This window comes from Vibrio sp. GLN_1 (assembly GCF_043106015.1).
GTDB lineage: Bacteria > Pseudomonadota > Gammaproteobacteria > Enterobacterales > Vibrionaceae > Vibrio > Vibrio parahaemolyticus.
This window is the reverse complement of sequence record NZ_JBICMD010000024.1, coordinates 48,416-74,884: the sequence shown is the minus strand read 5'-3', so window position 1 is coordinate 74,884 and position 26,469 is coordinate 48,416. Positions and strand designations below refer to the sequence as shown.

Sequence of the window (26,469 nt, the reverse complement as noted above, 5' to 3'; positions counted from 1 at the left end):
ATACAGTCTATCGCTTAGCGGAAAGTTCTTTTACCCTCAGCCGAAATGCCTGCCGTTGCTAGACATTGCCAGCCAGTGCCCGTCACTCCCACTCGAATATCAACGGACACAAAATACATCGGAATAACAGCTAGTTAGAAATGCAACCTTTCTCGATACCATCATCTATACCATGCGTAGAATTTTTTTGATTTTTTGCGTCTCGTCGGCGTTTTAGTTCTACTTTGGCCCAAGCTGAGGATTCTTGCATATCACGACGAAGCTCTTGTATCTCTTCAACACTAAGCCGTCGTGGACCCGAGGTAATTCTATCCATCTTGTGCCTCCAACTTGTCGCAGTACATTTTAAAACGCATCAAAACATGAGTTACCAGCAAGAAACCTTGGGGATATTTTTAGATTGTTTTTCATACACATCTTGAAAGCCATCAATACTGCCCAAAGATTATACAACGAGGAATAACCTCGTTAAATAAAAGGATCAAATCATGGGTTTGAAACCAGGACCAAAACCAATAGCCAAGTCGACTGGTAAACCAGATCAACGTCGACGTGACAACAAAAAAACTCCAGGAAACACTCCGGGCTTAAAGCCGAGTAAATCCTCGACCAAGTAAGGTGTCACCAATGCCGAGTCAGAGTAAGTGGTACTGACTCTTGTTGTTAAATTTCTAAATCGCAAGCACCCTTAGCCAATGTGAAACATTACATGCCCGTTCAACATATATACCCTAGAATGCCATCTAAATTATCAATCTACACGATCTGTTTGCTGAAACATACTAACTAAGTGCTCAGCATTATCATAAAACTTTACAGATGATTTTTTTATTTTGGTGTGGTTGCATTGTGTTGAGTTAATTGCTTGAAAAATATAATTACATAACAAAAAGGATGCATCGATACCACTACAGACTTATGAAGATACTCTTCAGCAACTAGAAGAAAGGGAGCAGCCGTCAATACTGCTTGCTAATGGCTTTTCTCGGGCATGGAACAATAGAACATTCAATTATGAAAATTTGTTCGATGAAGCCAACTTTAGAGACAGCGACCGAGAGCTGAGAGAAATATTTGATCGTTTTGATACTTTTGATTTTGAAAAAATAATGCATGCTCTGCAATCAGCGGAAAAAGTTTGCGAAACCTATGACGTGAACATAGATATCATTGAACAGATTCAAGCTGACCAAGAGCAGTTAAAAGACTCACTTATTGAGGTAATTGCTAATACTCATCCTCACCGCCCCGGAGCCATTGCGGATGATAGTTTCACCTTAACTAGAAGATTCCTCACTCGTTTCAACAATATATTTTCTCTCAATTACGACTTACTTTTGTATTGGGCTGTAAACAAATGGAATCTACCTCCCTTTAGACCAGATCGATGGTGTGGTATGAAAGATGGTTTTAATGGCGATGAATGGCAACAACGTACTCAAAACTTGCACTTTCTACACGGGGGCCTCCATCTCTACAATACTGAGCAAGGTATTTATAAACGGGTTTATGACCAAGAAGATTGGGATGCGATCGTTGACCAAGTAAGACGATGGTTAGATGCAGGAGAGTTTCCCCTTTTTGTGTCTGAACCCACCTACCAAAAGAAGCTTGAGAAAATCAAACATAACCCATATCTAAATGCTTGCTACCAAGCGTTGGGTGAACTGAGAGGCACTCTCTACATTCATGGTCACTCAATAGCTCATAACGACAGACATATATTCGATCAGATTAATCGTAGTAGAGTAAACAAAGTCTTCATCAGTATCTTTGGAGATGAGAACCAGGACTTAAACCGAGAAGTAATGGCAAACGCAGATAGATTTCTTGACCGTCGCATAGATATAGAATTCTATGATGCCGCATCCACACCTATTTGGTAGCCGTTGATAAAGATGCATCTAAAACAATCCTGACAGCATCCAAAAATCACCAAATAAGAGCGACTATGTTTCAAGAGAGAAACTCATGTCATTCGTTATTTATCAATTAAGGGAGAAGAATATTGTCTTGGATAGAAGAATACCTAAGAGATTACACAAAGGAACGGGACAAGTTATTCAAAGAGCGTTGGTTTACAGCAAAAAGTTGGTTTGCTCGGTCTAAAGAATCTACTAAGTATCAAGAGCTAGAAATACTGCTAAGTATCGAGAAAGAATTTAACTCTAAGTGGTTGAAACATTTAAAGCATGCAGTGGTTAGATATAAATTGAAGGAGGATGATATAGCTGAAGCGAAGTTGCTTATAGACACTCATATATCCAAACATAAAGAGCGAGACTTTTTCCTCATTATTGTTGGTGTCCTGTTCGCTGCTTCTATAAAAGCCTTGGGGAATGACATCCTTTTTAGTTCAGCGGTTGTTCTCACAGCTCTTTTTCTTGGCTATGAACGCTTGTTTGGTAGTACGACAAAAAATAGCTTAGAAGAGTTTAAAGCGATACTGAATGTTGCATCGCAGCCTAAAACATAGCAAATTACCATGAATTAAATTTTATTAATCAAGTACCTATATAAAATACGATATATAATAAAAGCGGGCAGGTGTACCATTGCCAGCCCGTGAGCTTTATCACAAGACATTATGATACTTAACATCAAAAATATTTATCAATCATAGCTGATAGTTCAAAGTCATCCCTACTTATATTGTGTCTAAGACCTTTCACTATTCTCTCTAGTTTTTCATCTTTGACCCCATATTGATATCTAGCTAAGACAATATGAGAAATATATTCACATTGAGAAAAATAACCTTCTTTATCAAATTCTCTCATTGTTCTCAAAACTATACTCAAATAATAACTTTTCTTATCTTCATTAAACTTATCACTAGCTAAAACCTCATTCAGCATTAAAGCATATGACTCAATAATAAGATAAGAATCATACTTTAAAGTTTGTTTCATTCTGTCTTTAACCATTTCAAGCCAAGAACTTGTTACAGAAAATGATTCATAAATTAACCTGTCGTATCTAGTTGGAAATTCACAATCAATATCATCGACAAGGCTGTAATCAAGTTGTTCTACTATATTCTTAACAAATAGAAATATTTTATTTGGATATAAATGGTGCTCATATGCTTGTTCAACTGAAGCTCTTATCATAACGTCAAAAAAATGGATCGACATATAAATAGGGCAACTGAATGCTTTATCGGTATCGTAGTAATTTATGTGGGGAACATTGTAGGAATTATCCTTCCCAGTTAATTCAATAAAATCAGAGACATAATCATAAATTGATTGATAAACTTCCATATCATGGGCAACAGAAACATCAGAAAACAACTCTGTTAATAGTACATTCGTTGGATCTAATTCATAGCAGTCTGTTGTAGTAATGCATTGACATAAAGCTAACTCTCTATAAAGAGGACTAACCGAATTGCTAATCAAAAATTTAAAGAACTCGTGTCTGTACATTGACTCTGAACAAAAATCTTTAGTCAAAATTTTCACACCAAGAACTGGATTAGCAATTGCTAAATGATGCATATAAGATCTAGATTTATATAAGTAGAGAAAGTACTCTTTCACCTCATTTGAAAGCCAATAAGTTTTTGGAAAAAAATTGGAAACCTTGCTCCTTAATTCATTAATTTTAATTTCAATCCGTGATTTTTCATTCTGCCTAAATTCAAATATTATCAGTTCTGATTTTGGCTCTATTAAATTTCCAAAACGAACGAAAACTGATTTATATAAACAATATCTTCTTAATTGGAAATAATATTTATCGACGAAAAATGAAACATCCTTGAAATTATTATCTTTTAGTAATTGGCTAGTTGTTAAATTTAACTTACGAAAATTCTTTCTACTTATTCTAGAGCCATTTATCTTTAATATTGCGTACAATATGGCCACAATAGATACTAATAACAACGAGCTTTCTTTATCAAAACCGAATAACCAACTAAATGGTAAAGCCATGTTATTATTGATCAGGACATCAAGAAACAATAAATAAAGGCTAGAAACTGACAAGATAAAAACTATTATCCAATCAATAATTGTCATTCGAATAACTAAATCAAGGATAACTCTCCTTGGGAGAAGAGCAGCTCCCGTAAGTAGAACTGCGATAACCGTAAGTAAGCCTGATGCATCCATTTTTCTATTTTTCCATAAAGATCAAACTAATATAGTTTCCTTTAATTGAAATGTGAACTCAACAGCTACTTGATATATCACTTGCTCAACTTCGATATTATGTGTGGTTGCCATGTGTCACCTCTCGGTCAGGTGGTATGTGGAAATGCGGGCCGGTGCACCATCACCGGCCCGTGTGCTTTCTAACTACTTGCGTCGACCAACCGGCCAGCGTCTCATTTTGTCGATTTGATCGACCGATCTCGTCATGTCCTTGTAGGCACGCCCGGCCAGCTTGTTTTGGAATACCTCCATTTTGTCGGCAATGGCTTTCATCTTCGGCCCGTGCCTGATGTTGTGCAACCACTGCCCAAAAAAATAGAAGGCAAGCATCACAATGAACATCACGGCGAAGAAACCAAATAACTCCGCAAGGTTTTGAGGTGGAAAGCTAAACTCCATAATGAGTAATCCTTATCTAGTTAGGTCATGCGACCTTTTTTAACAAAACTGGCAACCTCTTCGTTGCGCTCCTGCTGGCGTTCCTGGGCATACGACACATAGTCCTCAACGTCGAAGGTGTGCTTTTCCAGATCGCGCTCTTGCCATTCTGCGTGTGCTTGTCGGGCTTCTTCCTGGTCCTCACTGGATAATCCATCAAAGCCGCCGGTTTGATTCATCCAGCCAGTGCTGCCACCGCCTAAGTTATCGTTGTCAAATGCAGGGGAAGCGTCGTCAGTCGCCCTCCTGGTCATCGCTATCCCCGTCATCTTTCGTGCTGTTTCGGATCGAGCTAGCTAGACGACCTCCTGTAGTGCCGCTGATTCTATCCCCGGCCATATCACCCATTCCCTTCATCAAATTTGCACCGGTATCCGCTGCAATACGCCCCGCTTTTACAGCGCTACCTTTAAAACCGCCAGAGGATTCGCCACCACTAGAAGATTGACCGGAAGCTTGGGTAAAGGAGCCAGCTTCATCAGAATCGCCGCCGCCGCTAAATGCACCGCCCAGGCTCGACATAACGTCAGTATTATTCGCTACGTTCTCGCCTGCTTTTGCAAATGCAGCCTGAATAGCAGACGCTCCGCCGGCGGTAGCCATTGCGGCACCGGCAGCCATACCACCAGTAGCAACAGCCGCTCCGGCCATCGCCCCAGCACTGATACTGCCAGCACCTGCCGCCGCGCCGCCTCCAGGGACTAGGCTGGCAACCACATTGGGAACCGAGTGAATGAGCATCACGAGAACCAGTGAAACGACAAAGATCACCAGCAGTTCACGCATAGGGGCATCATTGGATAAATCGGCATAGAAACCGTCCATGATCGACATGGCAATACCAATGAGCAACGTCATTGTCATCAACTTCAAAGCAACGCCCAATACGCTTTTGAAGTAGTTGATTGCTATATCTGAAGTCCAACGCGAACCACCAAACCCCAGCACGAAAACACCGGCATAGACCAATATCCAAGCCGTCACCAAAGCCAACAACACATTTGCCGCCACTACCGCCATACACGCCAAAATTGCCAGCGTGATTAAGAAGATAGACAAGTTATCTATCGGGCTTGTGATGCTATAGGACTCACCAGCTTTCACAATAATGTCAAACGCAATACTAATAGGCTCTGACGGAGTTAGGTCTCTCGAAAGGCCACCGGCTTGAGCACCGATCGTTCTCAATGAGTCGATGATTGACGTGGCAAAATCTGGGCCGTTTCTGAGCAACCAGAGAAAGAAACCAAACGTCAAAATGAAGCGCACGAACTCGGCAAAGAACTCCCTTATATCCGCTTGTTTAAGAATTAAGGTCCCGCCAGTCCAAACAAGGGATATAGTGCCCAGCGTCCAGAACAGCCAGGCGGCATAGTTTGTAATTACCGTGCCCCAAGTAGCACTTGCTGTCATGAAACGCACGGCCACTTCATCCAAAACACCATTAGGCTCAATGGCCGCTGATGCTGTTTGCGAAGTCAGTAAAACGATCAGAGTCATCACAAGTCGAATGAATACCTTGCTCATGATTAGAATCCCTTGTTCTTGGAGCGGTCAGTGGGTTCGCCCATATCCCAAAAGCAATGTCCTTCTTCCCTCTGCTCTTTCGTTAGGTTTGGGTTGTCACAGTCGATCGTTGCAGGCTTGGGCCCGTCATCTTCACCGCATCCCACCAGAACGAAGGAGACCAACGCACTAACGATAAAAACTCGTGTGATATTTTTCATAATTAAAACCCCCTGTTTTCTGAACGGTCGGTTGGTTCACCCATATCGAACAACCTTTCACGGGACGCTTGATATTGCGCTTCTCGGTCAGCATCCGCCTGCATTCGTGTGCCAACGGCATTCTGCTGAGCGATCAGCAAGCTGCGGATTTGCAGGAGCTGGTTGGCCTGGTTGCTAGCGAGCTGGTTAGCATAACCAATCGCAGCCAGTTGGCCGTCCGCACTCTGAGCACCAGATTGCAGGCGATTGAGCTGGCGGGCATCGGCTTCCAAGTTATCTTGCTGCTGTTCCAGACTCCTAAACAGTGCGTCGTTGGCCTTTTTCTGCGATTCTGACGCAAGGCGTCGGTTCTCGGTCATTGCGGCTCGTTCAGCATCACTGCACCCCACTGACGAGAAGCAGGGCGAACTGCGGTAATAGGCCACGTCCTGGAACTTGCCCAGGTACGCATCGAGACTACCAAGCTGGTTTTGGTAATAGGCGAGTGTGTTGGTAGCCTGATTCAAATCGTTGATGGTGCGTTGCGCTTGGTCCCAAACATAAGAAGCCGGGGCCATCGAGTTTTGCAGCATGTTTTCATACTGCTGCAACTGGGTTTGATACTGCTGAATTTGCTTAGCAGTCTGTGTAACAGCTTCCATTGCCGACATGATGTTCTGAACTAGATTCGTACCATCAGCAACCGGAATCCCCGCATATACAGGATTAGAAAGGTTTAACGCCAAGGAGATGGCAAGCACGGGAATTTTAGCCGCTAAAATTTTTCGTTTTAGCATGGTTAATTACTCTTAGTTGTTATGACTAAAAGTTGCATTCACCAACCTGTAGAAACTTGATCTCTACTCCTGCCGTTACCAGCGGTGAATGTGGGCCTGTACAGAGCTAGCTCGCCACTTACTATCTCGGCGCCCGACCAGCGCGACACCGTTAAACGCGCGGTCAAATAGGGTTAAACATCGGTGTCATTACCAACCGAAGCGGTTAGGGCTTCCGTCGATTCCTATGCCATCACATCAACGTGATCGGCTCTTATGTTGTCGTTTCGCTTTTTTAGCTGCCTGCTCAGCTTGCAGCTTGGCTTTACGCTGCTCTAATGCTGGCATGACCACCGCTTTTTCAGTTACAGGGGCTGACTGAATAGCTAAAACCTCTAACTGAGATAGATTCTGCAACCGGCCACGGCGTGAAGGTGGCACTTTGCCAATCGGTAACACACCAGGCTTATCTGACCGTTTGGCCTTTTTGCTCTGGGCTATTAATGCCTGACGGCGACGCTCTAGCCCTGGGTCGGCAAACTTTATAGACAGGTTGCCATCTACTGCCGCCTTGATCACTCGCGCCTTGAACTCAGGCGAGCCATTCACGGTAATACGATCACCGTAACGCTCCATTGCTACCTTTAGCGCAGCTAAAACACTGGTTTGGTTGGAAGCCGTCGACACTTGTAGACGCTCACCATCATCACGCACGGCGCTGTTACCTGCTCGATAAATAATGGTGCCTTTTTTCGTAATCGTATCGACCGTTGCTTTGAGCTCTGTCTGAACTGCATCCCCTTTTAGCGTGTTGCCTTTAAGCTTTTGTGCCGCTTCTCGGCTACGTAGCGCTTTGAGGGCTTCGCTATCTCCCTGCAATGCTTGGCTTTTTAACCAATCCGCCCAGGCTTGGCGTTTATTGCTTTGATATATCGTTTGCCGTTGCTCTTGGTAACGCTTGTGAATGCGCTCAAGCTCGCTTTTCAATGCATTGCTGGCCTGTTTGTACAAAAGCTTCTTAGTAAGCTTATTGCTGCCAGTTAACTTAATCGCCGCACGACGGCCTCGCCCTTTTCTCTTGGCGTTTTCAACCTGTCGATCTTTATCACGGCGGGCCTGTTCAAGGGCTTGCGTTTTACTCTCTGCGGCATGTTTCTGCTCTGCTTGATAACGGGCATATAGCTCGGTGGTATTCACCTTTAAGCGAACAGGTCGGTGTGTATATTGGCGGCTCGGCTTAACAGAACCCGATGCAGTCGCTTCAAAGGGACCAAGGCGCGCTTCGAGTCTGGGTTTAGAAAACTCACGTCCCAAGGTGCTCGCTTTGATGATCGCTTCACCATCGGCAACGATCACTAGGCCATTTCCTCTGGTTCTTAACTGCAAACCATTGTCCTGCATGACTTGGTGCAACGCCTGCCAGCTATTGGCTGATTTAATCTCGTCCATGCATTCGCGCTTCACCCAGCCCACTAAGCTTTCAATACCCGAATGGCGCTCCATATCCATCGCACGAGATTCCGCCCCGCGCTTGCGCGGTATATGATTATCCGGCTGTAAGCCATAGTCTTGCTCGATGGCCTCGCACATTTCCGCTAGCTTCTTATGCGGGTAGTTCGGCTCATGGATTGTGTTGCGAGTAGGGTGAATCTTGTTAATTGCGATATGGATATGTTGATTGTCCGTATCGTTGTGTAAAGCACTGACACGCTGATGCTCGCCATAACCCAACCCTTGGCAAATGCGCTCTTCTATCGCGGCCAAAGTATGCGCTTCTAACTGTTCACCATTAGGGAAGCTCACTATGAGGTGATAGGTTTTATCACTCTTCGCTCGGGTATTCGCGAATTGAGTTGCTAACACTTCGCTGATCGCATCGCGCACGGTTTTCGCTTCACAGTTATTTAAACGAACGTTACCGAGTCGATGCTCTTTGCTCTGGTGATCGGTGATGTAATTCACCAAGCCCGCAAAGTCAGATTTCCCCTGAGAACGCATCGGTACATGCTTGGCGATCATTGGTCCGCCCTCGGGCGAAGAATAGACTCCATAAGTGAACTCATTTGATCTTGCGTCGCTTCAATACGATTAAGCACCGCTAAGATTGTATTGACTCCCACATTCGCTACCTTGGCATCATTACTAAGCCATAACTTAAGCAAACCACCCAAACGCCCTAAGTCACCATTCACTCTTACCAGTTCGCGTACCTGTTCTACATCGGTAATACCTTGAATGCGATAACCTTGGCCGACTTCACGTAGATAAGTAGAAATACTAAGACCTGCTTGCACAGACAGCGACTCGATCAACTCACGCTCCTCTGGCAGACAGTAAACCTTAATCGGTGGGCTATTCTTTCGAGTGATCTTGTTCGTGCTGTTCCCCATGCTTTGCCTCCTCTTTCTGGCCCCGCAGGGCAGGATTAACGTTGAGCTCCGAAGGTGCGAATAAGTCCAAAGTGAAGAGGCTTCGCCATGCTTGCATGGTGTGCCTACTTCACACATCCTGCCCGCATTTCAACTTTGGTTTTATCATGGAAAGTTATGCATTCCCTTGTGCATTTCTCTGCATTTAACTGTTTATTCCCGTGTAAACCATGTTTACCCGATAAGTCCGATACTTATAGCGATATGACAGCGCACTTATAATGATTCAATAGCGCTAAAATAGCGGTCTACAGCGATTTATGCGTGTTGGCTTTACTCCAATATCACGACACAGAAAAACACAGCTTTCCTAACACTTTCCGCTCTAGGCTAAATTCAAAGCCTTCGTGTTTAACTGCCCCTCAAGTGTCAATGAATGTTTAGACGCCAAGAAAAAAAGAATAAAAAACACTTTATTTTCATGTAGTTGAAAATACATAACTTCCCAAAAAATGATTTCATTGACAGTTTTAAGCAGTTTATTTTTATAAATCTTATCCACAATATTTGTTTGCTTAACTACAGGTTAATTTTTATATAGGTATACCTACAGGAAAGTACTATAGGGAGTTCTACAACCACCTGTTATTAAAAAACTTTTTGGCACTTTGCGGGACAGAACATGCGCACTCCGGGACAAAACATGCGTAAGCCGGGACAGAACATGCGCAAAATACCCCCTTTAAAGCGGGACAGAACATGCGTGGATAACTTTCTAAATACCCAGGCTTAATAACATCTAGAATGGTGCGTACATACTGTTTCATACCGTTCACTCTATCGCTTTGTCCGTCGAGGTACTTGTGGAGCACTTGGTTTCAAAAGCAATCCTTTTTCGGTTGAAGTAGCATCTAGCTCTGGCCATGCATACTGAACCTTTTTAAGCCCATCGAGAAACCGTTTTCTGAAATCTCGATGTCCCTGAGGAGTATTAGGGTAATTGGCTCCTATTTGGTCCATTAGTCCTTCCCAGGGAATGACTGTTGAACGTTTTAAATAGCTGACTCGGTATGTTGCCCAGCAATATATATCGAGAGCCATAGGAGAACGCTTAATCAACCGTAATACCCTCATATCTAGAGGAACTGGTTTATCTGTTATCAGTTGAAAAAACTTTGGCGACAGATCTACCCAAGAGCCCCATAATGAATTTTGATCTGGATGCTTTGTGCTCCACCATATATGTGAAACATCCGCTACTCTGGCACCAATCTCATCCTCAGAAATATATTCATCACCTTCATTATGTTCCGTAAACATAACGCTAATGGTGGTTTTAAAAAGTTTGCTCATCTGCTCACGCAAACGCGGAATAGAACCATCTTTCCCCCCAGTTCCCGATAACCCTAGTTCGGCCATAAAGCTTCTCTGAGAATTCCCTAATTCAAGCCTACGCGCCTCTGTCTCACCGATATAACCCTTATCCAATCTGGACTTGTTTCTTACTGCTTGAGTGGTCATCCAAACCAGAAGCAAACGTGCATAGCAACCGTAAGGCAAACCTACAGATGAGGGGGCCATCATGTGCATTGTGAAATTACCATTCTTCCGACTCCACTCATTCGATTCTGGCTTACTGTGCGGTATGGTTGCTTGAATCAGAAGCCGAGCAATAAAACCGAGTTCATTAGCCTCCTGAGCACTGCACTCCTGGATTGCTATGATGTTGTCTATATATTTCGTGCTTAGCTCTAGTTTACCGCTGGCACCCGAGGCACTTTTTTGCCGAATAGTTCCCCTAGCCTGAACATCCGTTACATCTTTAAGCGTCATGTGAACTCAGACTTACCAAATAAAACCAGGTCTTGCGGCTTTTAACGCAGACCTGCGCTTTTCTTCTATCCAGTTCTCCACTTCAGCCAGGTCCCAAGCAACACTTCGGCTGGTCAGAACAATACGACGAGGAAACTCACCGCGCTGTTCCAGGTTATAGATGGTTCGATCAGACAAAGGGATCATGCTGAGTAAGGTTTTGCGATTTATCAGCGTTTTGTTTGTCATTGATGGATTCATAACCTTCTCCTTTTCAACATTCTTGGGTTGATAATGCCAGGAGCTGCCTGTAGATTAGGCTAATCATTGGACAAAAAAGTTGGATATGAAAATATTTGAAACTGAGATGGATGCGTCAGAACGACTAGGTCCGTTTTATATTCCTGTATGGGAGAATTCTGACAACTCTGTGGCAAATGCCATTCGCATTTTTAGGGAGAAATGGCATTCATACTCGGAAGAGTCTAAAAGCCACAGCATCATAAACTTGATTAAACAGGTGATTGATCCCGTGGTATCGGAATACTTGAGTAGCCTTCCAAACCAGTATTTGTCCTATTGCCCTATCTCAAGAGAAAAGTGTAACTATAGTGCTCTCATCAAGTTGAGAGGTTTTCGTTATACGGCCGACCAAATTCACTTTTATTTACGCGACTTTGTTGATAAGAGCTCCCACACAGAGCAAGACATACTATTCATATCGACTCAGGATATGCTCAAATCATTGTTTATGATTTGTGAAGGAAAGAAACCTAATAGATCAAAACTAGCGCCTGATATCAGTTTAAAGTCGGATAAAAAAACACGACTGTGTGCCTTGTGTGGAAGCCCAACAGAGTTTTCACAGTTCATGCATACATGGACGAAACACGGATATATTGAGAGAGAAAACAATGATCGTGACAATGATGAAAAAGACGGAAAGAAAAAGCGACCAGATCTGAGTACGAATTACTGTCTAAACCATCGTCCCAAGCTTCATGGCCGATGGAACTCTCTATATAAGCAAGCCAAGCGCTCTGCAGAACAATTTGAGAAAGAAGTCTTGAGATTACGACGCCAAATCGCTCATCCAGACCGTCATAACGCTAAGTCCGGAGATAGATTAATTGATGAGTACTTTTATCACTTCATGCTGAACTCTTCACTGGCCCCAACTAATGTACCCGAACTGCGCAATTTAGCGCGCAAGATGGTAGATTCTCGGATAACGGACAATAAAAAACGCATGCTGGTTCTTCGCAAACAGAACAAATCTAATGAAGATATTGGTATATTGCTGGGTGAAATCACGGGTAAGCTTTTGTCAAACCAGGCAGTTTCTAAAGCCTTGGGAACCATACGTGATGAGTTTAAACTATGAATATCCAAACCCTGTCAGAATCTTAGAAGGTAAGGTTAGGATAAGATCATCGACTAACCTTATCCTTAGTAACTATATCAATCGTTAAAAACTTAATCTTCTAAATACTCAATTCTAAATAATTTATCACTCTCAGATAGTTTAACCACAAAATAATCTTCATTATTTAGAGAATCTGGCAATTTATCTTTCAAAATTGACGCAACAAATTGAACGTTATTTTTATCAACTAAATCAGCTATTTTTACTAGTTGATTATCATGCATTAGCTCTTTTTTATCATTTAATAAAAAATGCATACACGGTATATTTTCTTCATCTGCAAAAAGAGTATAAGCAATGTCAAAACAAGAAATTTCACCCTGTTTTTTTCCTGAGCTAAAATTAGTATTAAACGCAGAGAACTTGTATAATCTCTGACCTTTTTTATTTATTATTTTATCATATTTTAAAGCGTACTTTTCACCATAGAGATTCTGGGACGTGGCTGAAAAATGCTTATTAAATCTGTTAACCTGCTGTTTAACCACTGCCTCAAATTCATCAGAAAACAATTCATTATCTATATCACTTAATTGTGACTCATAATTTTGTATATTTTCTTCAACCTCTATCAATTGACTTATAATACTTTCAAACTCGCCTTTATCACGATACTTATCATTAAGTTTCGATATTAGCACTTCAAGATCCTCAAAGGAGGAACTTTTCGACACCAGTTCTGCTAAATCTTTTTCCACTTTCAAAAAATTATTTAATTCATGATTTTTTGACTTTATTTTACTTTCTATTATTGGAAGTTCTTTTGTAATATAAGAAATTCGTTCATTCACCATTTTATTATGGTAACTTACTAACTCACCGAAAGTCTTATTTAATTTACCTAAATTATTAGAAGCTTGATTATAGATTGATTCCAATTGAGATAAATCAATATAAGAAGCAGTAGAAGATAACTCTGATTTTGTTTCTTCTATTAAATCTTTCCTTAAATTAAGGTTACCCAAATCATTACTTACGCGGTTAATTTCATATCTAACTTTGTTTAGTTTATTAAGATCTCTTTCAAAGTTCTCGTTAATGTTTAATGAAGATTTTTTTCTATCTAACTCATCAATTTCAGTCTCAACAATAGCAAGCGCAGCTTCGTACGCTGATTTTGTTTGTACTTTTTCCAATCGATTTTTAAACACATTTTCTTGATGTATATCTTGAAGAATCTTCTGTTTAGAGCTTCCCTGAGAAAAATCACACCCTAATAAATACAGATATAAAGTTTCATATTCTGCATCACTAGTATAATTATCGAGTGTTTTTAATGTATTAGATACACTGAGATCACTATAGCGAATATTATGTGATATAATTTGACGAAATGTTGGTTTTTTCCCAACTTGGCTAGGAAAAAATATTTCCGTGAGTTTATCTTCAAATTCGCTCTCGGTATATTTAATCCCATCTATTTTTCTTATAATTTTACTTCTAGCGAGAAAATTCCTTTCTATAACAACTGTTCTTGAGTTCTCATCGTCTAAATTTTCTGATAAATAGAGAAATATTGATACATTATTATCCACTAGGTAGCCTTTGACTAGTGAATAGATCTCTTTTTTATTCTCAGGGTCTTCATATATGATTTTTGGCTTGGCTCCAAGACAAAAATCAATCAACTTCAATACGGTAGTTTTTCCGACACTATTACCAGTTACCTGACCATCACTCTCATCAACAACAAGATTTAACCCCTTATGGAAAGGTATCTCACGAATAATATGAGATGGAGTGGCTATAATAATTTTTTTTATAAACATAATTCAACGTCACCCGAGTTTAAAACCGCCACATCAATCAAATATAACCAATCTAGACATAATATAAACAATGGAAATGATATAGTTTTTACTTCTCTTACTTTTTCATAAAGCTCTAATAACTCTACTTTCTTATATTCTTGAAGAATTTTAAGAACAATAGCTCCGTTGTAATAAACACTATTATCTGGATGAATATTATCAGGAAGCAGCATAACTATATCCTTCCGGGTTATCCATTATTTTACATCTAACAAATGCATCTACAACTAGTATATCTATACATAACTCAAGTTCATCTATAGGAATCTCACTGTAATTAGCACTTTCAATAACTTTATTCTTTAGCACTTCAATGACATTAAAGAATATTTCATCTGAATCAGAAGCTCCTTTCTTAGACTTAATATACTCTCTCTTAATTGTCGCCAAAACAGAACTACTTTTGTTACTACCTTGACTATCAAAAACAGAATATTTAGAATCAACTCTCCCATGGAACAGGCTATATTCTTCTATCAAATCTTTAGCGCTATCTAATTCATTATGAGATATTTTTCTTTCTATTTCAAACTGTTTGACAGTAGACTCACCCACATTACCATGCCAATTTTCTTTTGCTAGAATATTTATAATAATAGCAAGATTAGAGTCTAACTTCGCAACATCAACACCATTGCCTAACTCACCTTTAATGAAACTATAAACAGACATTTGTCCAGCTATATCTTTTTGTAAAATCTCATTCAATATTGATGTTATATCAATAATATCTCGTGATGGTGAAAAAGAAATTCCATGTGGATTTTTAAATTTACTCTTCCTTAAATTTGACGCATCTTTTGATATTGAAATAAACTTAAATTTATAACTTAAGTAATTTTTTATTATTTCTTTTTCTAAAGCAGACTCGACTTTGTTTTTTGTGCAAGTAGAAGACACTTGGATAATTATTTTGTTTTTATGATCAATTAAGTCAATAGCTTCAACATTCTGTAAAACCTTATTGAGGTTTTCAAGTTCATAACCGTATAATAAATTCAAAAGATGTAAGTAGAAGCTTTCTGAGTGCATATGCAAATGCAACATATTTAGCTTACCGTTGGTTTCGATTCTGTAAGCTAAGGTATGAATTTTTTCATCAATATAGTTATAATATGCTGTTCTATTCATTTATTTTTCTAGCCGAAGTCTGTTTTAAGAACATATGCGTTTAAACAATGGTTAAGTTATAAAAACTTAGTACTCAATATAACAGTTTTCACCTTGAATTTATACGGCAAAGTAACTCATCTTAGCAAAGAGTAAGTGACATACAAATCAATGAGATAAATATGTTTTCATTGTCCACTCATCAATCATATCTGCCCAGTCCTGTAGCATTGATGCACGTTGCTCTCGATATTCAGCTTTGTTGTAAACTGCCCTCACCCCTTTCTGTTCGTGCGCCAGGCATTTTTCTATCCAATCCGTGTTGTATCCAGCTTCATGCAGCAGTGTACTCGCTGTTCTACGTAGGTCATGCGGTCCAAACTTACTTAAGGACTGACCATCTTTCTGAGCAGCTTTATACGTCAATGCCAATACTCGATTCATCGTTGCACTACTCATTGGGGCATCTGAGTCATAACGGGAAGGAAGAATGTAATCAGATCCACCGGCAAATGTCTTCAAGGCGATCAAAATATCCATCACCTGGCGTGACAAAAACACCAGATGCGGGTTACGTCGTTTCATCCTTTCTTTAGGGATTGTCCACAACGCTTCGCTAAAGTTAATTTCACTCCAAGTTGCATTGGTTAACTCGCTTTTACGTACCATAGTCAGCAAAAGCAACTTTACCGCAGCACGAATCGAAGGCGTGGTTCCTACCTTTTCCATATAGCGGTACATCAAACCGATCTCAGCAGGTGTTAATGTTCGGTCTCTTGGCTCAAACCGAGCGATACTTGCAGGCCTCACCAAATCTGCCGGGTTCTCAACTTTCTGCCCTCTCTCAATTGCCCACCGATACACCTGGAGTACAATATCACGCGTGTGTACAGCCGTTGCGGGCGCGCCACGCTCTACTATCGCATCAGTCAGTGCTCGCAGATCTTCATGGGTGATTTCGGTCAGCTTCTGATTGCCAAATTTGCCCTCTAACTCTCGTGCATAGACTGAGCGACGCATATCCCGGGTAGATTCGGCCATCTGATAGCCACGCAGCCATTTCTGAGCCCAGGCACCAAAGGTTTCAGCATCTTTCGTTCTCGCCTTAGCACGTGCTTTCTCTTTGGCCGGTGACTTTCCATCAGTAACCATTCGCTTCGCTTCATTGAGACGCTCACGCGCTTCAGCTAACGTGATGCCTCCTACTCCGTAACGACCAAAGGTAATAGTTTCTTGTCTGCCATTGATCGAGTAGTTGTAGCGAAAAGAGATAGAGCCTGCGGTAGTGACAGCAACATAGAGGCCATCACGGTCATTGACTTTGTAAAGTTTATCTTTGGGTTTGAGATTGCGTAGCTTGGTATCAGTCAGCATGTTTCGACCTTTTATTCTTGTTTGATACCATGCTGAAAAACCTCTAAAAAAATAGAGATTAATATTTATAAAACAGATAGATATGTAAATTTAATACCATGTCCCATCAAAAACACTCAGCATGGTATCGGGCGTAATCCATGGCATTACCGATGAATCATACCCATCAAAATACCACGGTCAAACCGTGCTTGGCGTTGCCAGACATTGCCAAAAATGACTAAGCCAAAAGCAAAAAAAGTCCGCAATTACGCGGACTTAAGTATGATTTGGTGCCTGTTAATGCCAGACCTTTCTTAAAGGAGCATTATTCCCACTCGATTGTCGCTGGTGGCTTACCAGAAATGTCGTAAACAACTCGTGAAATACCTTCAACTTCGTTGATAATACGGTTAGATACCTTACCTAGGAAGTCGTATGGTAGGTGTGCCCAATGCGCTGTCATAAAGTCGATAGTTTCAACTGCACGCAGTGATACCACCCAATCGTATTTACGACCGTCGCCCATTACGCCTACAGAACGAACTGGTAGGAATACCGTGAACGCTTGAGATACTTTGTCGTATAGGTCTGCTGCGTGAAGCTCTTCAATAAAGATAGCGTCAGCACGACGTAGCAAGTCACAGTACTCTTTCTTGATCTCGCCAAGAACACGAACACCTAAACCAGGACCTGGGAATGGATGGCGGTAAAGCATGTTGTATGGAAGACCTAGCTCTAGACCAATCTTACGAACTTCATCTTTGAACAATTCACGTAGTGGCTCAACTAGACCCATTTCCATATCGTCAGGTAGACCGCCCACGTTGTGGTGTGATTTGATCACGTGCGCTTTACCAGTTTTAGATGCAGCAGACTCGATTACGTCTGGGTAGATAGTACCCTGAGCAAGCCATTTTGCGTTTTTCAGCTTCTTCGATTCTTCATCGAATACGTCTACGAACACGTGACCGATAGTCTTACGTTTTTCTTCTGGGTCAGACTTGCCTTTCAGCGCTTCAAGGAAACGCTCTTCTGCGTCAACTTTGATGATGTTTAGGCCGAACTTATCGCCGAACATATCCATTACTTGCTGACCTTCGTTTAGACGAAGCAGGCCGTTATCCACGAATACACATGTAAGCTTGTCGCCAATTGCACGGTGAACCAGCATAGCAACAACGGATGAATCTACACCACCAGAAAGACCTAGAATAACTTCATCGTCACCCACTTGCTCTTTAATACGAGCAACAGCGTCTTCGATGATAGATTCAGAGGTCCATAGACGCTCACAGCCACACACGCCAAGAACGAAGTTCTCTAGCATTTGTAGGCCACCTTTCGTGTGCGTTACTTCTGGGTGGAACTGAACGCCATAGTATTTCTTCTCTTCGTTCGCCATTGCCGCGTAAGGACAAGTGTCTGTCTCACCGACTTTTACGAAGTCTGCTGGAATTTCTACAACTTTGTCGCCGTGGCTCATCCAAACGTCTTGAGTCGCTTCAAGATCTTTGAAGATCGCAGATTCGCCAGAAACTTTTACTTGTGCGTAGCCAAATTCACGTTCGTTTGAGCCAGCTACTTTACCACCTAGCTGTTCTGCCATGGTTTGCATGCCGTAACATACGCCAAGTACAGGAACACCTGAGTCAAATACATATTGAGGAGCGCGAGGAGAGTTTTCTTCTGTAACGCTTTCTGGGCCACCAGAAAGGATAATGCCATCTGGGTTGAATTCGCGAATATCCGCTTCTTCTACGTCCCAGCTCCATAGCTCACAGTAAACGCCGATTTCGCGTACGCGACGCGCAACTAATTGAGTGTACTGAGAACCGAAGTCCAAGATCAGAATACGTTGGTCATGGATATTTTTAGTCATTTTGAGCAGTCTTTTAAGGCTAAGTGATTAAAACCGAGGCGAGTGTACTCGCCTCTTCTTAATGCTTCAAGGAAAAAGCAAACGTTTACGTTAGGCTATTAGTTACCTAGACGGTAGTTTGGCGCTTCCTTAGTAATCTGAACGTCGTGTACGTGAGATTCTTGCATACCCGCACCAGAAATACGTACAAATTCAGCTTTAGTACGCATATCTTCGATAGTTGCAGAACCCGTTAGACCCATGCTTGAACGTAGACCACCCATTTGTTGGTGTACGATCTCTTTTAGGCGGCCTTTGTATGCGATACGACCTTCAATGCCTTCTGGTACAAGCTTGTCTGCTGCGTTATCAGATTGGAAGTAACGGTCAGAAGAACCTTGAGACATCGCGCCAAGAGAACCCATACCACGGTAAGCTTTGTAAGAACGGCCGTTGTAAAGAATCACTTCGCCCGGCGCTTCTTCTGTACCTGCGAACATAGAACCAACCATCACACATGATGCGCCTGCTACGATTGCTTTACAGATATCACCAGAGAAACGGATACCGCCGTCAGCAATTACTGGGATGCCGTATTCGTTAGCCACTTCAGCCGCGTCAGCGATTGCAGTGATTTGAGGAACACCAACACCCGTTACGATGCGAGTCGTACAGATAGAACCAGGGCCAATACCGACTTTCACTGCGCTCACGCCAGCTTCGATCAGTGCTTTCGCGCCAGCACCTGTTGCGACGTTACCGCCGATGATGTCTAGATCTGGGTACGCAGCACGAGTGTCACGAATACGTTGTAGAACGCCTTCTGAATGACCGTGAGAAGAGTCGATAAGTAGTACGTCAACGCCCGCTTCTACAAGTGCAGCAACACGTTCTTCGTTACCCGCACCAGCACCAACAGCAGCGCCAACACGTAGACGACCGCGCTCATCTTTACATGCGTTTGGTTTACGTTCTGCTTTATGGAAGTCTTTAGCCGTGATCATACCGGTTAGTTTGAACTCATCGTTCACTACCAGTACTTTTTCAACGCGTGCTTCGTGCATTTTCTCTTGAACTTCTTCACGAGTTGCACCTTCTTTTACAGAAGCTAGACGCTCTTTAGGCGTCATTACCGCAGACACTTTCTTAGATAGGTCAGTCACAAAGCGTACGTCACGACCAGTGATGATACCCACTAGCTCGTTGTGCTCTGTTACTACAGGGAAACCTGCAAAACCGTGCTTTTCAGTCAGAGCGACTACATCGGCGATGGTTGCATCAGGATTCACAGTCACAGGGTCTGTTACCACACCAGCTTCGAACTTCTTAACTTTACGAACTTCTGCCGCTTGCTGCTCAATAGACATGTTCTTGTGGATAAAGCCAATGCCACCTTCCTGCGCAAGAGCGATAGCTAGACGGGCTTCCGTCACGGTGTCCATCGACGCAGAAATCATAGGGATGTTCAGACTGATGTTTTTCGTCAACTGAGTGCGAAGATCAGCTGTGTTTGGGAGAACGGTGGAGTGTGCTGGCACAAGTAGTACGTCATCGAATGTCAGCGCTTCTTTGGCAATTCTTAGCATTTGCAATATCTCACAATTAGAGGAGTAAAAAGAACAATCCAATCTCATCGTTTCGCATAATGAGGGTAACTGGTTTTAGGTAACAAGTTACATTTGGATTAGATATTGCGGAGGGATTATACGTTCAACGCAATCGCTTGACTACAAGTTTTTTAATTTTTTTCTTGCAATTACCCCCTTGCTATGTATTATATTGCCGCTAATTTCCATACTCACGTCTAAGAGATTAGCTGTGCTCTCCAAGACCAATCAGAACATCTTCACTGTTTCTCGTCTCAACGCAGAAGTTCGTTTACTCCTTGAAAACGAAATGGGGATCGTTTGGCTTGTCGGAGAGATATCCAACTTCTCTGCTCCTGTTTCCGGTCACTGGTACCTCACCCTTAAAGATTCTCGTGCTCAAGTAAAATGTGCCATGTTCCGTGGTAACAATCGTCGCGTTACTTTCAAACCTGCAAACGGCAATCAAGTTTTAGTTAAAGCCCGTCTGTCTCTGTATGAGCCACGTGGTGACTACCAATTGATCATCGAAAGCATGCAGCCTGAAGGCGATGGTCGTCTGCAACAAGAGTTTGAAGAGCTTAAGATGAAGTTGGCAGCGGAAGGTTTGTTCGCTCAAACCAACAAACTGCCACTACCAGAGCATCCAAAGCGTGTTGGTATCATCACTTCTAAAACAGGTGCTGCGCTTTACGACATATTGGACGTTTTAAAACGCCGTGATCCTTCCCTACCCGTGGTGATTTATCCGACCATGGTCCAAGGTGATGACGCAGCCATTCAAATTGCCCAAGCAATCGGTCGTGCTAATAGCCGAAATGAATGTGATGTATTGATTGTTGGTCGTGGCGGCGGCTCTCTAGAAGACTTATGGTGCTTTAACAATGAGATCCTTGCTCGCACTATTGCTGCAAGTCAAATCCCGATCATTAGTGCTGTGGGCCATGAAGTTGACATGACGATTGCCGATTTTGTTGCCGATGTGCGAGCTCCTACTCCATCAGCTGCCGCTGAACTGGTTAGCCGTGACAACAGCCATAAAGATCAATCGCTTGTAGCGAAACAGCATAAACTAGCTAGTGCGATGCGCTACTACTTAGCACAGCAAAAACAGCAATCTGCGCAACTTCTGCATCGCTTAGAACGCCAACATCCAAGTTATCAGTTGCAGCGTCAGGCACAGCAACTCGATGAGCTGGATATGCGTTTGCGTAGAGCTATGCAGCGCTTCATCGATACACGCCAACAAGCCGTTGAGCGTAAACACCATCGTCTGCAATTAAACTCTCCTATTAAACACTTAGCACAACAAAAGTCGAGGCTTGAACGTGTTGAGCACAAGCTAATGGACGCAATGGATCGAAAACTACTGACGATGCGTCATCAGTTAGCGATTGCGGCAGAAAAGTTAGATACCGTCAGTCCCCTAGCGACACTCAAGCGTGGTTACTCCATCACGCAAACGGATCAAGGTAAGGTCGTTACAAGCGCAGATGATGTAAAAACGGGCGACCTTTTAGTCACCCGTTTGGCTAATGGTGAGATTCACTCTACCGTTAGTTAGCCGATTTTAAAATGAGCTTAATCAGCTGATTTTTTGAAACTCAAATCGCACACGAGATTTGGATTTGAGTTCATTACAGGTATTGCAGAAATAATTCGCAGCCCCACAAGCCTGAAGCTTTTCTAACTCAGCACCACAGTCCGGACAAAAACCTACTTTTTTGAAATCGGATTCACATTGGCCACAATGGTATTGGCCAGTCCATTCTAGTTCTACTTCGCAATCTGGACATTTGTTCTGTTGCATATCTCTCACCTTACTGTTTCACTCGCTCCAGTATTCACATTTTCTAACCGCTAACCTTGATGTATATCACCTTATGCAAGGTAATGGGTTTACTTCACGAGAAGCTTACTTTAAGAAAGATCTTATTCTGATCATCGGATATTTACCATTTGATCAGCGATCACCCCCTAAAAGAATATTTATATAACCACACACCGAAAGCATAAGTTACATATTCTGTATTCCAATTTAAAGAAGCATAAAACACCGAAATTAAATTAAAAAAAAGAAAAAACAGAATTTAATAAAAAGATCTAATTGGAAAAGCAAGCTATTACATCGGTGTGCATTTCAATCGTTTGTGAATCCATTTCGACCAACTTGACGTGTATCGAGCCAAAGTCACTCAAATGCTCTGCGTGCGTTCCTCCACAAGGGATCACGGCCAATTCTCCCTCTCCCAAGTCACATTTCCAATAACGCGAATCGGTCAAGTTGTCACCATGGCAGTCCATAATGATCGCCGCGTCTCTTTCCAGCCAAAGCTTCAATTGTGCATTCACCTGACTCTCTATTTTCTCTAAGTCTGACAGCATTTCTGCGCTGTTTAGGCCTCTTTTACGGAGTGTTTTACCTAAACGGTAAGTATCTAGGCACTTGTCTGGTGTTACAAAGCTGGCTTCTTGGGCATAACTATTAAAATCATAGTTGCCATGTGGGTCTTTACGATCAGCATCTTTACGCCAGTAACTGGCAGCGAGGACTTTGTTCAGGGCTAAGTAGGCGAGATGACCTGCACTGTGTCCACGACTCAATGCTTGTTGGTACTCTTTATCCACTTTCAGCGTCACTCGTGTACCTTGAGATAGAGTGTCAACAAGTGCTAATACATGTACGACAACAAATAACCAGCCTTCTGTATCGCGCTTTACAGGGATTGCCGCTCCAACAAATAGCTCTCCGGTTGCCACTTCAATGGCACCAACTTGACAATCAATCACTTCAAATTGTTGATCATTAAATACTAAGATGCCTTTATCCGCGGGATGATCAGGCCAGATATGGCTAACGGGATGAAACGGAGTCACGTCGGTGACTACGTAGGTCACTTCATTGTGGTTTTGAACGAGTTGAATCTGAGCGTCCAACTGCCAAGTTTGATGGCAGAAACGGGTTTGTGTCGCGGTAATCGTCATGCTTTGCTTATCTTTGTGAATGTAAGAAGTTAAGGTTATGTGCTGAGCATTTGAAGATACAGGAATCTGCACGTCATCACTAATACCACTAGAGAAAAACCGCGCAGAAGAACATTGTGATAATGATGAAAGTAAGGTTTAGAAAAGGACACATCTCACATCACTTTTAGAGGTTGCAAAAAACAGATAAAAAAATACCCAAGTAAAAACTTGGGTATCTTCAAATGCTTAAATTATTTTTTGCGGTTTTTAACCACAGACATCATACGTTTACGCTTACGCTCTTGAGACAAGGTTAGCTTGTTCGCACGATTCTCAAACGGGTTTTCGCTATTCTGGAAGTTGATACGAATTGGCGTCCCCATAATTTCCAGTGACTTGCGGAAGTAATTCATCAAGTAACGCTTGTATGAATCCGGAAGTTCACGAACCATGTTACCGTGAATCACGACGATTGGTGGGTTGTAACCACCTGCGTGCGCGTATTTTAGCTTGATACGACGGCCACGAACCATTGGCGGTTGGTGATCATCAGTCGCCATCTTCATGATACGAGTCAAAACAGAGGTACCAACACGTGTCGTTGCCGACTTGTACGCTTCTTGGATAGACTCAAATAAGTGACCAACACCAGTACCGTGCAGTGCAGAAATAAAGTGAATACGAGCAAAGTCAACGAAACCTAGGCGGCGGTCTAGCTCTTTCTTCACGTTCTCTTTTACTTCGTTATCTAGACCATCCCACTTGTTTACCGCTAATACGATTGAACGACCGGCGTTCAATGCAAAACCTAGCAGGCTCAAGTCTTGGTCAGAGATGTTTTCACGTGCGTCGATAACCAATAGCACTACGTTTGCGTCTTCGACGGCTTTCAACGTTTTAACAACGGAGAATTTCTCAACCGTTTCGTTAATACGACCACGACGACGTACACCCGCAGTATCAATGATTACATACTCACGGCCATCACGTTCCATAGGAATGTAGATTGAGTCACGAGTTGTGCCTGGCATGTCGTATACCACAACACGTTCTTCACCAAGAATACGGTTGGTTAAAGTCGACTTACCAACGTTTGGACGACCAATGATTGCCAGTTTGATTGGCTGTTCTTGTAGACGTTGGAACTCCGCTTCCGCTTCTTCTTCAGTGTATTCGTCTGGTGCAATTTCAGCGTCTTCAAATTCTGTCAGATCTTCAATCTCACCTTCTTCTGATTCACTTGTTAGTAAATCATCAAAGAATGGAGCTAGCGCACGCTCAAGCAATGCTGTAACACCACGACCGTGTGCAGCCGCGATTTGGTACATGTCATCAACACCAAGCTGCCAGAAATCAGCACACGCAGCGTCAGCATCAATACCATCAATTTTGTTTACCACCAGCATCGCTGGTTTTTCAATTTTACGCAGATGCGCCGCAATCGCTTCATCAGCAGATGTAAGACCAGCACGACCGTCAACAAGGAATAGCACGACGTCAGCTTCATCAATCGCTGCTAGCGACTGCTCTGCCATTTTGGTTTCCACGCCTTCTTCTGTGCCATCAATACCGCCAGTATCAATGACAATGAATTCGTGCTCTTCATCAAGACGAGCTTGGCCGTATTTACGGTCTCGCGTTAGGCCTGGAAAGTCCGCAACCAACGCGTCACGTGTGCGTGTCAATCGGTTAAATAGTGTAGATTTACCTACGTTCGGACGCCCTACTAGAGCAACAACAGGTACCATAACAACCTCTACAATCATCTTTCTTCTGTAGTTATAGGTAACGACTTGCCCGATGCCAAATCAAGCCAGCTTTTTACCTATAACCACGTCAGGGTTAAAAATTTCAAACAACAAAACGGCTCCTAACTGTCACCAGCCAGGAGCCGAATGTGAATTATATCACGATATTATTCGTTAATGGTTAGTTTCTTTACATCGCCGTTGCGAGTTGTAATGACATAACCATCAGACAATAGAGTCGGACCAACCGCAAAACCACTGTCATCAACGAATTGTTGAGCTACGAACTCACCCGTCGAACGATCTAACCAGTGCAGGTAACCTAGGGTATCACCTAAAACTAAATAGTTACCGACGATAACTGGCGCAGTTAACTGACGGTGTTCTAATAGGCTATTTTCCCACAGTTCAGTACCGCTTCGAGCATCAACTGCGACCACGTGATCTTTTTCGGTGATCACAAAGATACGACTGCCATCCGTTGCGATATCGTTCGCTGACGAATAATTACGCTTCCAGATTGGGTTAGCCGAACGCAAATCAATAGCGATCAACTGACCATTGTATCCAATGGTGAAAAGAGTTCCGCCCAGTACAATAGGAGAAGAGTCAACGTCAACCAGACGGTCAATTTCCGTAGCGCCTTTCGGTGTGCCTACTGGTTGTTGCCAAATAAGCTGACCGCGCTCCACAATCGCTGCGGCTAGTCGACCATTTGCCGTACCCCAGAAAACACCACCACCAATCGCAGTTGGAGTGCTGTCTCCGCGTAGTGTCAGGTTTGGAACTTCAGTACTTAGTGCCCAGCGCTGCTCACCAGTGCTTTCATCCAAAGCAATCAACATACCACGGCTGGTATTTACGATGATCAAGCCTGAATCCGCAACGGGTTTCGCCAGAACTTCACCACCGACTTTAATGCGCCAAATGATTTCACCAGTTTCTTGGCTTAGTGCAATCACTTCACCATTTTCAGAACCGATGTAAAGATGTTCGTACGCCGCAGTAATACCGCCAGACAGACGAGCAATCACGTCTTCTTCCAGATCGGTTTGCCATAATTGCTTACCATTTTCTGGATCAAGCGCTTTCACCAAACCATCACGGCTCGCGACAAACAACATGTCGTTTGCGTAGACAGGAGAAAGCTTTGAGAAGTAATGACCAACACCATCACCAATCGATGTGCTCCATTCACTCTTGGTCGTAAACTGACTATCTACCTGCGGTAGTGGTGCCATAACGATGGTATCTTCCTCGCCAGCACAACCAGCCAAGATGCCCACCGTTAATGCCCCTAACAAGGCTTTCTTAAAGACTCTTTTCATCCAATGCGGTCCTTA

25 protein-coding genes are annotated in these 26,469 nt (G+C 42.6%); 5 read left to right on the top strand and 20 right to left on the bottom strand.

Annotated features, from left to right (window positions below; all coding sequences use genetic code 11):
* Positions 1 to 488 precede the first annotated feature (488 nt).
* From ACF8OV_RS12165 to ACF8OV_RS12155, 3 genes are all read left to right on the top strand, one after another.
* Positions 489 to 617 carry a hypothetical protein gene (locus ACF8OV_RS12165; RefSeq protein ID WP_004395831.1) on the top strand — a complete coding sequence of 43 codons (129 nt, stop codon included), beginning with the start codon at positions 489 to 491 and terminating at the stop codon, positions 615 to 617.
* A gap of 285 nt (positions 618 to 902) precedes the next feature.
* Positions 903 to 1,886 carry a DUF4917 family protein gene (locus ACF8OV_RS12160; RefSeq protein ID WP_031430547.1) on the top strand — a complete coding sequence of 328 codons (984 nt, stop codon included), beginning with the start codon at positions 903 to 905 and terminating at the stop codon, positions 1,884 to 1,886.
* 122 nt (positions 1,887 to 2,008) lie between these two features.
* Positions 2,009 to 2,476 (top strand): hypothetical protein, encoded by a 468-nt coding sequence (locus ACF8OV_RS12155; protein ID WP_031430545.1) that lies wholly within the window; start codon positions 2,009 to 2,011, stop codon positions 2,474 to 2,476.
* A gap of 124 nt (positions 2,477 to 2,600) precedes the next feature.
* Here ACF8OV_RS12155 and ACF8OV_RS12150 read toward each other — a convergent pair whose 3' ends face one another.
* The 10 genes from ACF8OV_RS12150 to ACF8OV_RS12105 form a co-directional block, all read right to left on the bottom strand.
* A complete protein-coding gene (locus ACF8OV_RS12150) occupies positions 2,601 to 4,121 on the bottom strand; it encodes a hypothetical protein (RefSeq protein WP_031430544.1) in 1,521 nt (506 codons plus the stop codon).
* A 186-nt stretch (positions 4,122 to 4,307) separates the two neighbouring features.
* Entirely contained in the window at positions 4,308 to 4,562 is a 255-nt protein-coding gene (locus tag ACF8OV_RS12145) for a hypothetical protein (RefSeq protein WP_031430542.1), read from the bottom strand.
* A 20-nt stretch (positions 4,563 to 4,582) separates the two neighbouring features.
* Positions 4,583 to 4,780, bottom strand: coding sequence for a hypothetical protein (locus ACF8OV_RS12140; RefSeq protein WP_031430540.1), 198 nt, complete (start codon positions 4,778 to 4,780; stop codon positions 4,583 to 4,585).
* 55 nt (positions 4,781 to 4,835) lie between these two features.
* On the bottom strand, positions 4,836 to 6,128 hold the full coding sequence (trbL, locus tag ACF8OV_RS12135; protein ID WP_031430538.1) for a P-type conjugative transfer protein TrbL: 1,293 nt from the start codon (positions 6,126 to 6,128) through the stop codon (positions 4,836 to 4,838).
* Between the two features lie 2 nt (positions 6,129 to 6,130).
* The gene (locus tag ACF8OV_RS12130) at positions 6,131 to 6,328 is read right to left on the bottom strand and encodes a hypothetical protein (RefSeq protein WP_030000427.1); all 198 of its coding nucleotides are present in this window, start codon (positions 6,326 to 6,328) and stop codon (positions 6,131 to 6,133) included.
* Positions 6,329 to 6,330: 2 nt separating this feature from the next.
* Positions 6,331 to 7,104 carry a P-type conjugative transfer protein TrbJ gene (gene trbJ / locus ACF8OV_RS12125; RefSeq protein ID WP_004729338.1) on the bottom strand — a complete coding sequence of 258 codons (774 nt, stop codon included), beginning with the start codon at positions 7,102 to 7,104 and terminating at the stop codon, positions 6,331 to 6,333.
* 237 nt (positions 7,105 to 7,341) lie between these two features.
* Positions 7,342 to 9,102, bottom strand: coding sequence for a TraI/MobA(P) family conjugative relaxase (traI, locus tag ACF8OV_RS12120; protein ID WP_031430533.1), 1,761 nt, complete (start codon positions 9,100 to 9,102; stop codon positions 7,342 to 7,344).
* Positions 9,099 to 9,473 carry a conjugal transfer transcriptional regulator TraJ gene (traJ, locus tag ACF8OV_RS12115; RefSeq protein WP_030000430.1) on the bottom strand — a complete coding sequence of 125 codons (375 nt, stop codon included), beginning with the start codon at positions 9,471 to 9,473 and terminating at the stop codon, positions 9,099 to 9,101. The genes traI and traJ overlap by 4 nt, the downstream gene beginning before the upstream one ends.
* Before the next feature lie 816 nt (positions 9,474 to 10,289).
* On the bottom strand, positions 10,290 to 11,285 hold the full coding sequence (locus ACF8OV_RS12110) for a replication protein RepA (RefSeq protein WP_031430529.1): 996 nt from the start codon (positions 11,283 to 11,285) through the stop codon (positions 10,290 to 10,292).
* Positions 11,286 to 11,297: 12 nt separating this feature from the next.
* A complete protein-coding gene (locus ACF8OV_RS12105; protein WP_001069954.1) occupies positions 11,298 to 11,525 on the bottom strand; it encodes an AlpA family transcriptional regulator in 228 nt (75 codons plus the stop codon).
* Between the two features lie 85 nt (positions 11,526 to 11,610).
* On the opposite strand from ACF8OV_RS12105, the gene ACF8OV_RS12100 reads away from it, so the two are divergent.
* Positions 11,611 to 12,648, top strand: a complete 1,038-nt coding sequence (locus ACF8OV_RS12100) for a hypothetical protein (protein ID WP_031430525.1) — start codon at positions 11,611 to 11,613, stop codon at positions 12,646 to 12,648.
* A 92-nt stretch (positions 12,649 to 12,740) separates the two neighbouring features.
* On the opposite strand, the gene ACF8OV_RS12095 is transcribed toward ACF8OV_RS12100, so the two are convergent.
* The 6 genes from ACF8OV_RS12095 to guaB form a co-directional block, all read right to left on the bottom strand.
* The gene (locus tag ACF8OV_RS12095; protein ID WP_031430523.1) at positions 12,741 to 14,459 is read right to left on the bottom strand and encodes a DUF2326 domain-containing protein; all 1,719 of its coding nucleotides are present in this window, start codon (positions 14,457 to 14,459) and stop codon (positions 12,741 to 12,743) included.
* Positions 14,450 to 14,674 carry an ABC-three component system middle component 6 gene (locus tag ACF8OV_RS12090; protein ID WP_000926259.1) on the bottom strand — a complete coding sequence of 75 codons (225 nt, stop codon included), beginning with the start codon at positions 14,672 to 14,674 and terminating at the stop codon, positions 14,450 to 14,452. The genes ACF8OV_RS12095 and ACF8OV_RS12090 overlap by 10 nt, the downstream gene beginning before the upstream one ends.
* A complete protein-coding gene (locus tag ACF8OV_RS12085; protein ID WP_031430519.1) occupies positions 14,661 to 15,632 on the bottom strand; it encodes an ABC-three component system protein in 972 nt (323 codons plus the stop codon). Before ACF8OV_RS12085 ends, ACF8OV_RS12090 begins: the two co-directional genes overlap by 14 nt.
* Before the next feature lie 147 nt (positions 15,633 to 15,779).
* Complete coding sequence (locus ACF8OV_RS12080) at positions 15,780 to 16,985, bottom strand: site-specific integrase (protein ID WP_031430517.1); 1,206 nt, start codon at positions 16,983 to 16,985, stop codon at positions 15,780 to 15,782.
* 307 nt (positions 16,986 to 17,292) lie between these two features.
* The gene (gene guaA / locus ACF8OV_RS12075; RefSeq protein WP_005460250.1) at positions 17,293 to 18,846 is read right to left on the bottom strand and encodes a glutamine-hydrolyzing GMP synthase; all 1,554 of its coding nucleotides are present in this window, start codon (positions 18,844 to 18,846) and stop codon (positions 17,293 to 17,295) included.
* A gap of 98 nt (positions 18,847 to 18,944) precedes the next feature.
* Positions 18,945 to 20,411 carry an IMP dehydrogenase gene (guaB, locus tag ACF8OV_RS12070; RefSeq protein WP_005460229.1) on the bottom strand — a complete coding sequence of 489 codons (1,467 nt, stop codon included), beginning with the start codon at positions 20,409 to 20,411 and terminating at the stop codon, positions 18,945 to 18,947.
* A 232-nt stretch (positions 20,412 to 20,643) separates the two neighbouring features.
* On the opposite strand from guaB, the gene xseA reads away from it, so the two are divergent.
* Positions 20,644 to 21,975 carry an exodeoxyribonuclease VII large subunit gene (gene xseA, locus ACF8OV_RS12065; protein WP_317675876.1) on the top strand — a complete coding sequence of 444 codons (1,332 nt, stop codon included), beginning with the start codon at positions 20,644 to 20,646 and terminating at the stop codon, positions 21,973 to 21,975.
* A gap of 21 nt (positions 21,976 to 21,996) precedes the next feature.
* On the opposite strand, the gene ACF8OV_RS12060 is transcribed toward xseA, so the two are convergent.
* From ACF8OV_RS12060 to bamB, 4 genes are all read right to left on the bottom strand, one after another.
* Positions 21,997 to 22,221 carry a zinc ribbon domain-containing protein gene (locus tag ACF8OV_RS12060; protein WP_005460239.1) on the bottom strand — a complete coding sequence of 75 codons (225 nt, stop codon included), beginning with the start codon at positions 22,219 to 22,221 and terminating at the stop codon, positions 21,997 to 21,999.
* Positions 22,222 to 22,514: 293 nt separating this feature from the next.
* Entirely contained in the window at positions 22,515 to 23,396 is an 882-nt protein-coding gene (locus tag ACF8OV_RS12055) for an alanyl-tRNA editing protein (protein ID WP_062851233.1), read from the bottom strand.
* 233 nt (positions 23,397 to 23,629) lie between these two features.
* The gene (gene der, locus ACF8OV_RS12050) at positions 23,630 to 25,126 is read right to left on the bottom strand and encodes a ribosome biogenesis GTPase Der (protein WP_005496319.1); all 1,497 of its coding nucleotides are present in this window, start codon (positions 25,124 to 25,126) and stop codon (positions 23,630 to 23,632) included.
* Between the two features lie 167 nt (positions 25,127 to 25,293).
* Positions 25,294 to 26,454, bottom strand: a complete 1,161-nt coding sequence (gene bamB, locus ACF8OV_RS12045; RefSeq protein ID WP_025522654.1) for an outer membrane protein assembly factor BamB — start codon at positions 26,452 to 26,454, stop codon at positions 25,294 to 25,296.
* Between the last annotated feature and the right edge of the window lie 15 nt (positions 26,455 to 26,469).

Coding starts and splice junctions, on each gene's coding strand:
- ACF8OV_RS12165 (WP_004395831.1), top strand. CDS start 489: ATGGGTTTGAAACCAGGACCAAAACCAATAGCCAAGTCGACTGGTAAA.
- ACF8OV_RS12150 (WP_031430544.1), bottom strand. CDS start 4,121: ATGGATGCATCAGGCTTACTTACGGTTATCGCAGTTCTACTTACGGGA.
- ACF8OV_RS12145 (WP_031430542.1), bottom strand. CDS start 4,562: ATGGAGTTTAGCTTTCCACCTCAAAACCTTGCGGAGTTATTTGGTTTC.
- ACF8OV_RS12140 (WP_031430540.1), bottom strand. CDS start 4,780: ATGAATCAAACCGGCGGCTTTGATGGATTATCCAGTGAGGACCAGGAA.
- trbL (WP_031430538.1), bottom strand. CDS start 6,128: ATGAGCAAGGTATTCATTCGACTTGTGATGACTCTGATCGTTTTACTG.
- ACF8OV_RS12130 (WP_030000427.1), bottom strand. CDS start 6,328: ATGAAAAATATCACACGAGTTTTTATCGTTAGTGCGTTGGTCTCCTTC.
- trbJ (WP_004729338.1), bottom strand. CDS start 7,104: ATGCTAAAACGAAAAATTTTAGCGGCTAAAATTCCCGTGCTTGCCATC.
- traI (WP_031430533.1), bottom strand. CDS start 9,102: ATGATCGCCAAGCATGTACCGATGCGTTCTCAGGGGAAATCTGACTTT.
- traJ (WP_030000430.1), bottom strand. CDS start 9,473: ATGGGGAACAGCACGAACAAGATCACTCGAAAGAATAGCCCACCGATT.
- ACF8OV_RS12110 (WP_031430529.1), bottom strand. CDS start 11,285: ATGACGCTTAAAGATGTAACGGATGTTCAGGCTAGGGGAACTATTCGG.
- ACF8OV_RS12105 (WP_001069954.1), bottom strand. CDS start 11,525: ATGAATCCATCAATGACAAACAAAACGCTGATAAATCGCAAAACCTTA.
- ACF8OV_RS12100 (WP_031430525.1), top strand. CDS start 11,611: ATGAAAATATTTGAAACTGAGATGGATGCGTCAGAACGACTAGGTCCG.
- ACF8OV_RS12095 (WP_031430523.1), bottom strand. CDS start 14,459: ATGTTTATAAAAAAAATTATTATAGCCACTCCATCTCATATTATTCGT.
- ACF8OV_RS12090 (WP_000926259.1), bottom strand. CDS start 14,674: ATGCTGCTTCCTGATAATATTCATCCAGATAATAGTGTTTATTACAAC.
- ACF8OV_RS12085 (WP_031430519.1), bottom strand. CDS start 15,632: ATGAATAGAACAGCATATTATAACTATATTGATGAAAAAATTCATACC.
- ACF8OV_RS12080 (WP_031430517.1), bottom strand. CDS start 16,985: ATGCTGACTGATACCAAGCTACGCAATCTCAAACCCAAAGATAAACTT.
- guaA (WP_005460250.1), bottom strand. CDS start 18,846: ATGACTAAAAATATCCATGACCAACGTATTCTGATCTTGGACTTCGGT.
- guaB (WP_005460229.1), bottom strand. CDS start 20,411: ATGCTAAGAATTGCCAAAGAAGCGCTGACATTCGATGACGTACTACTT.
- ACF8OV_RS12060 (WP_005460239.1), bottom strand. CDS start 22,221: ATGCAACAGAACAAATGTCCAGATTGCGAAGTAGAACTAGAATGGACT.
- ACF8OV_RS12055 (WP_062851233.1), bottom strand. CDS start 23,396: ATGACGATTACCGCGACACAAACCCGTTTCTGCCATCAAACTTGGCAG.
- der (WP_005496319.1), bottom strand. CDS start 25,126: ATGGTACCTGTTGTTGCTCTAGTAGGGCGTCCGAACGTAGGTAAATCT.
- bamB (WP_025522654.1), bottom strand. CDS start 26,454: ATGAAAAGAGTCTTTAAGAAAGCCTTGTTAGGGGCATTAACGGTGGGC.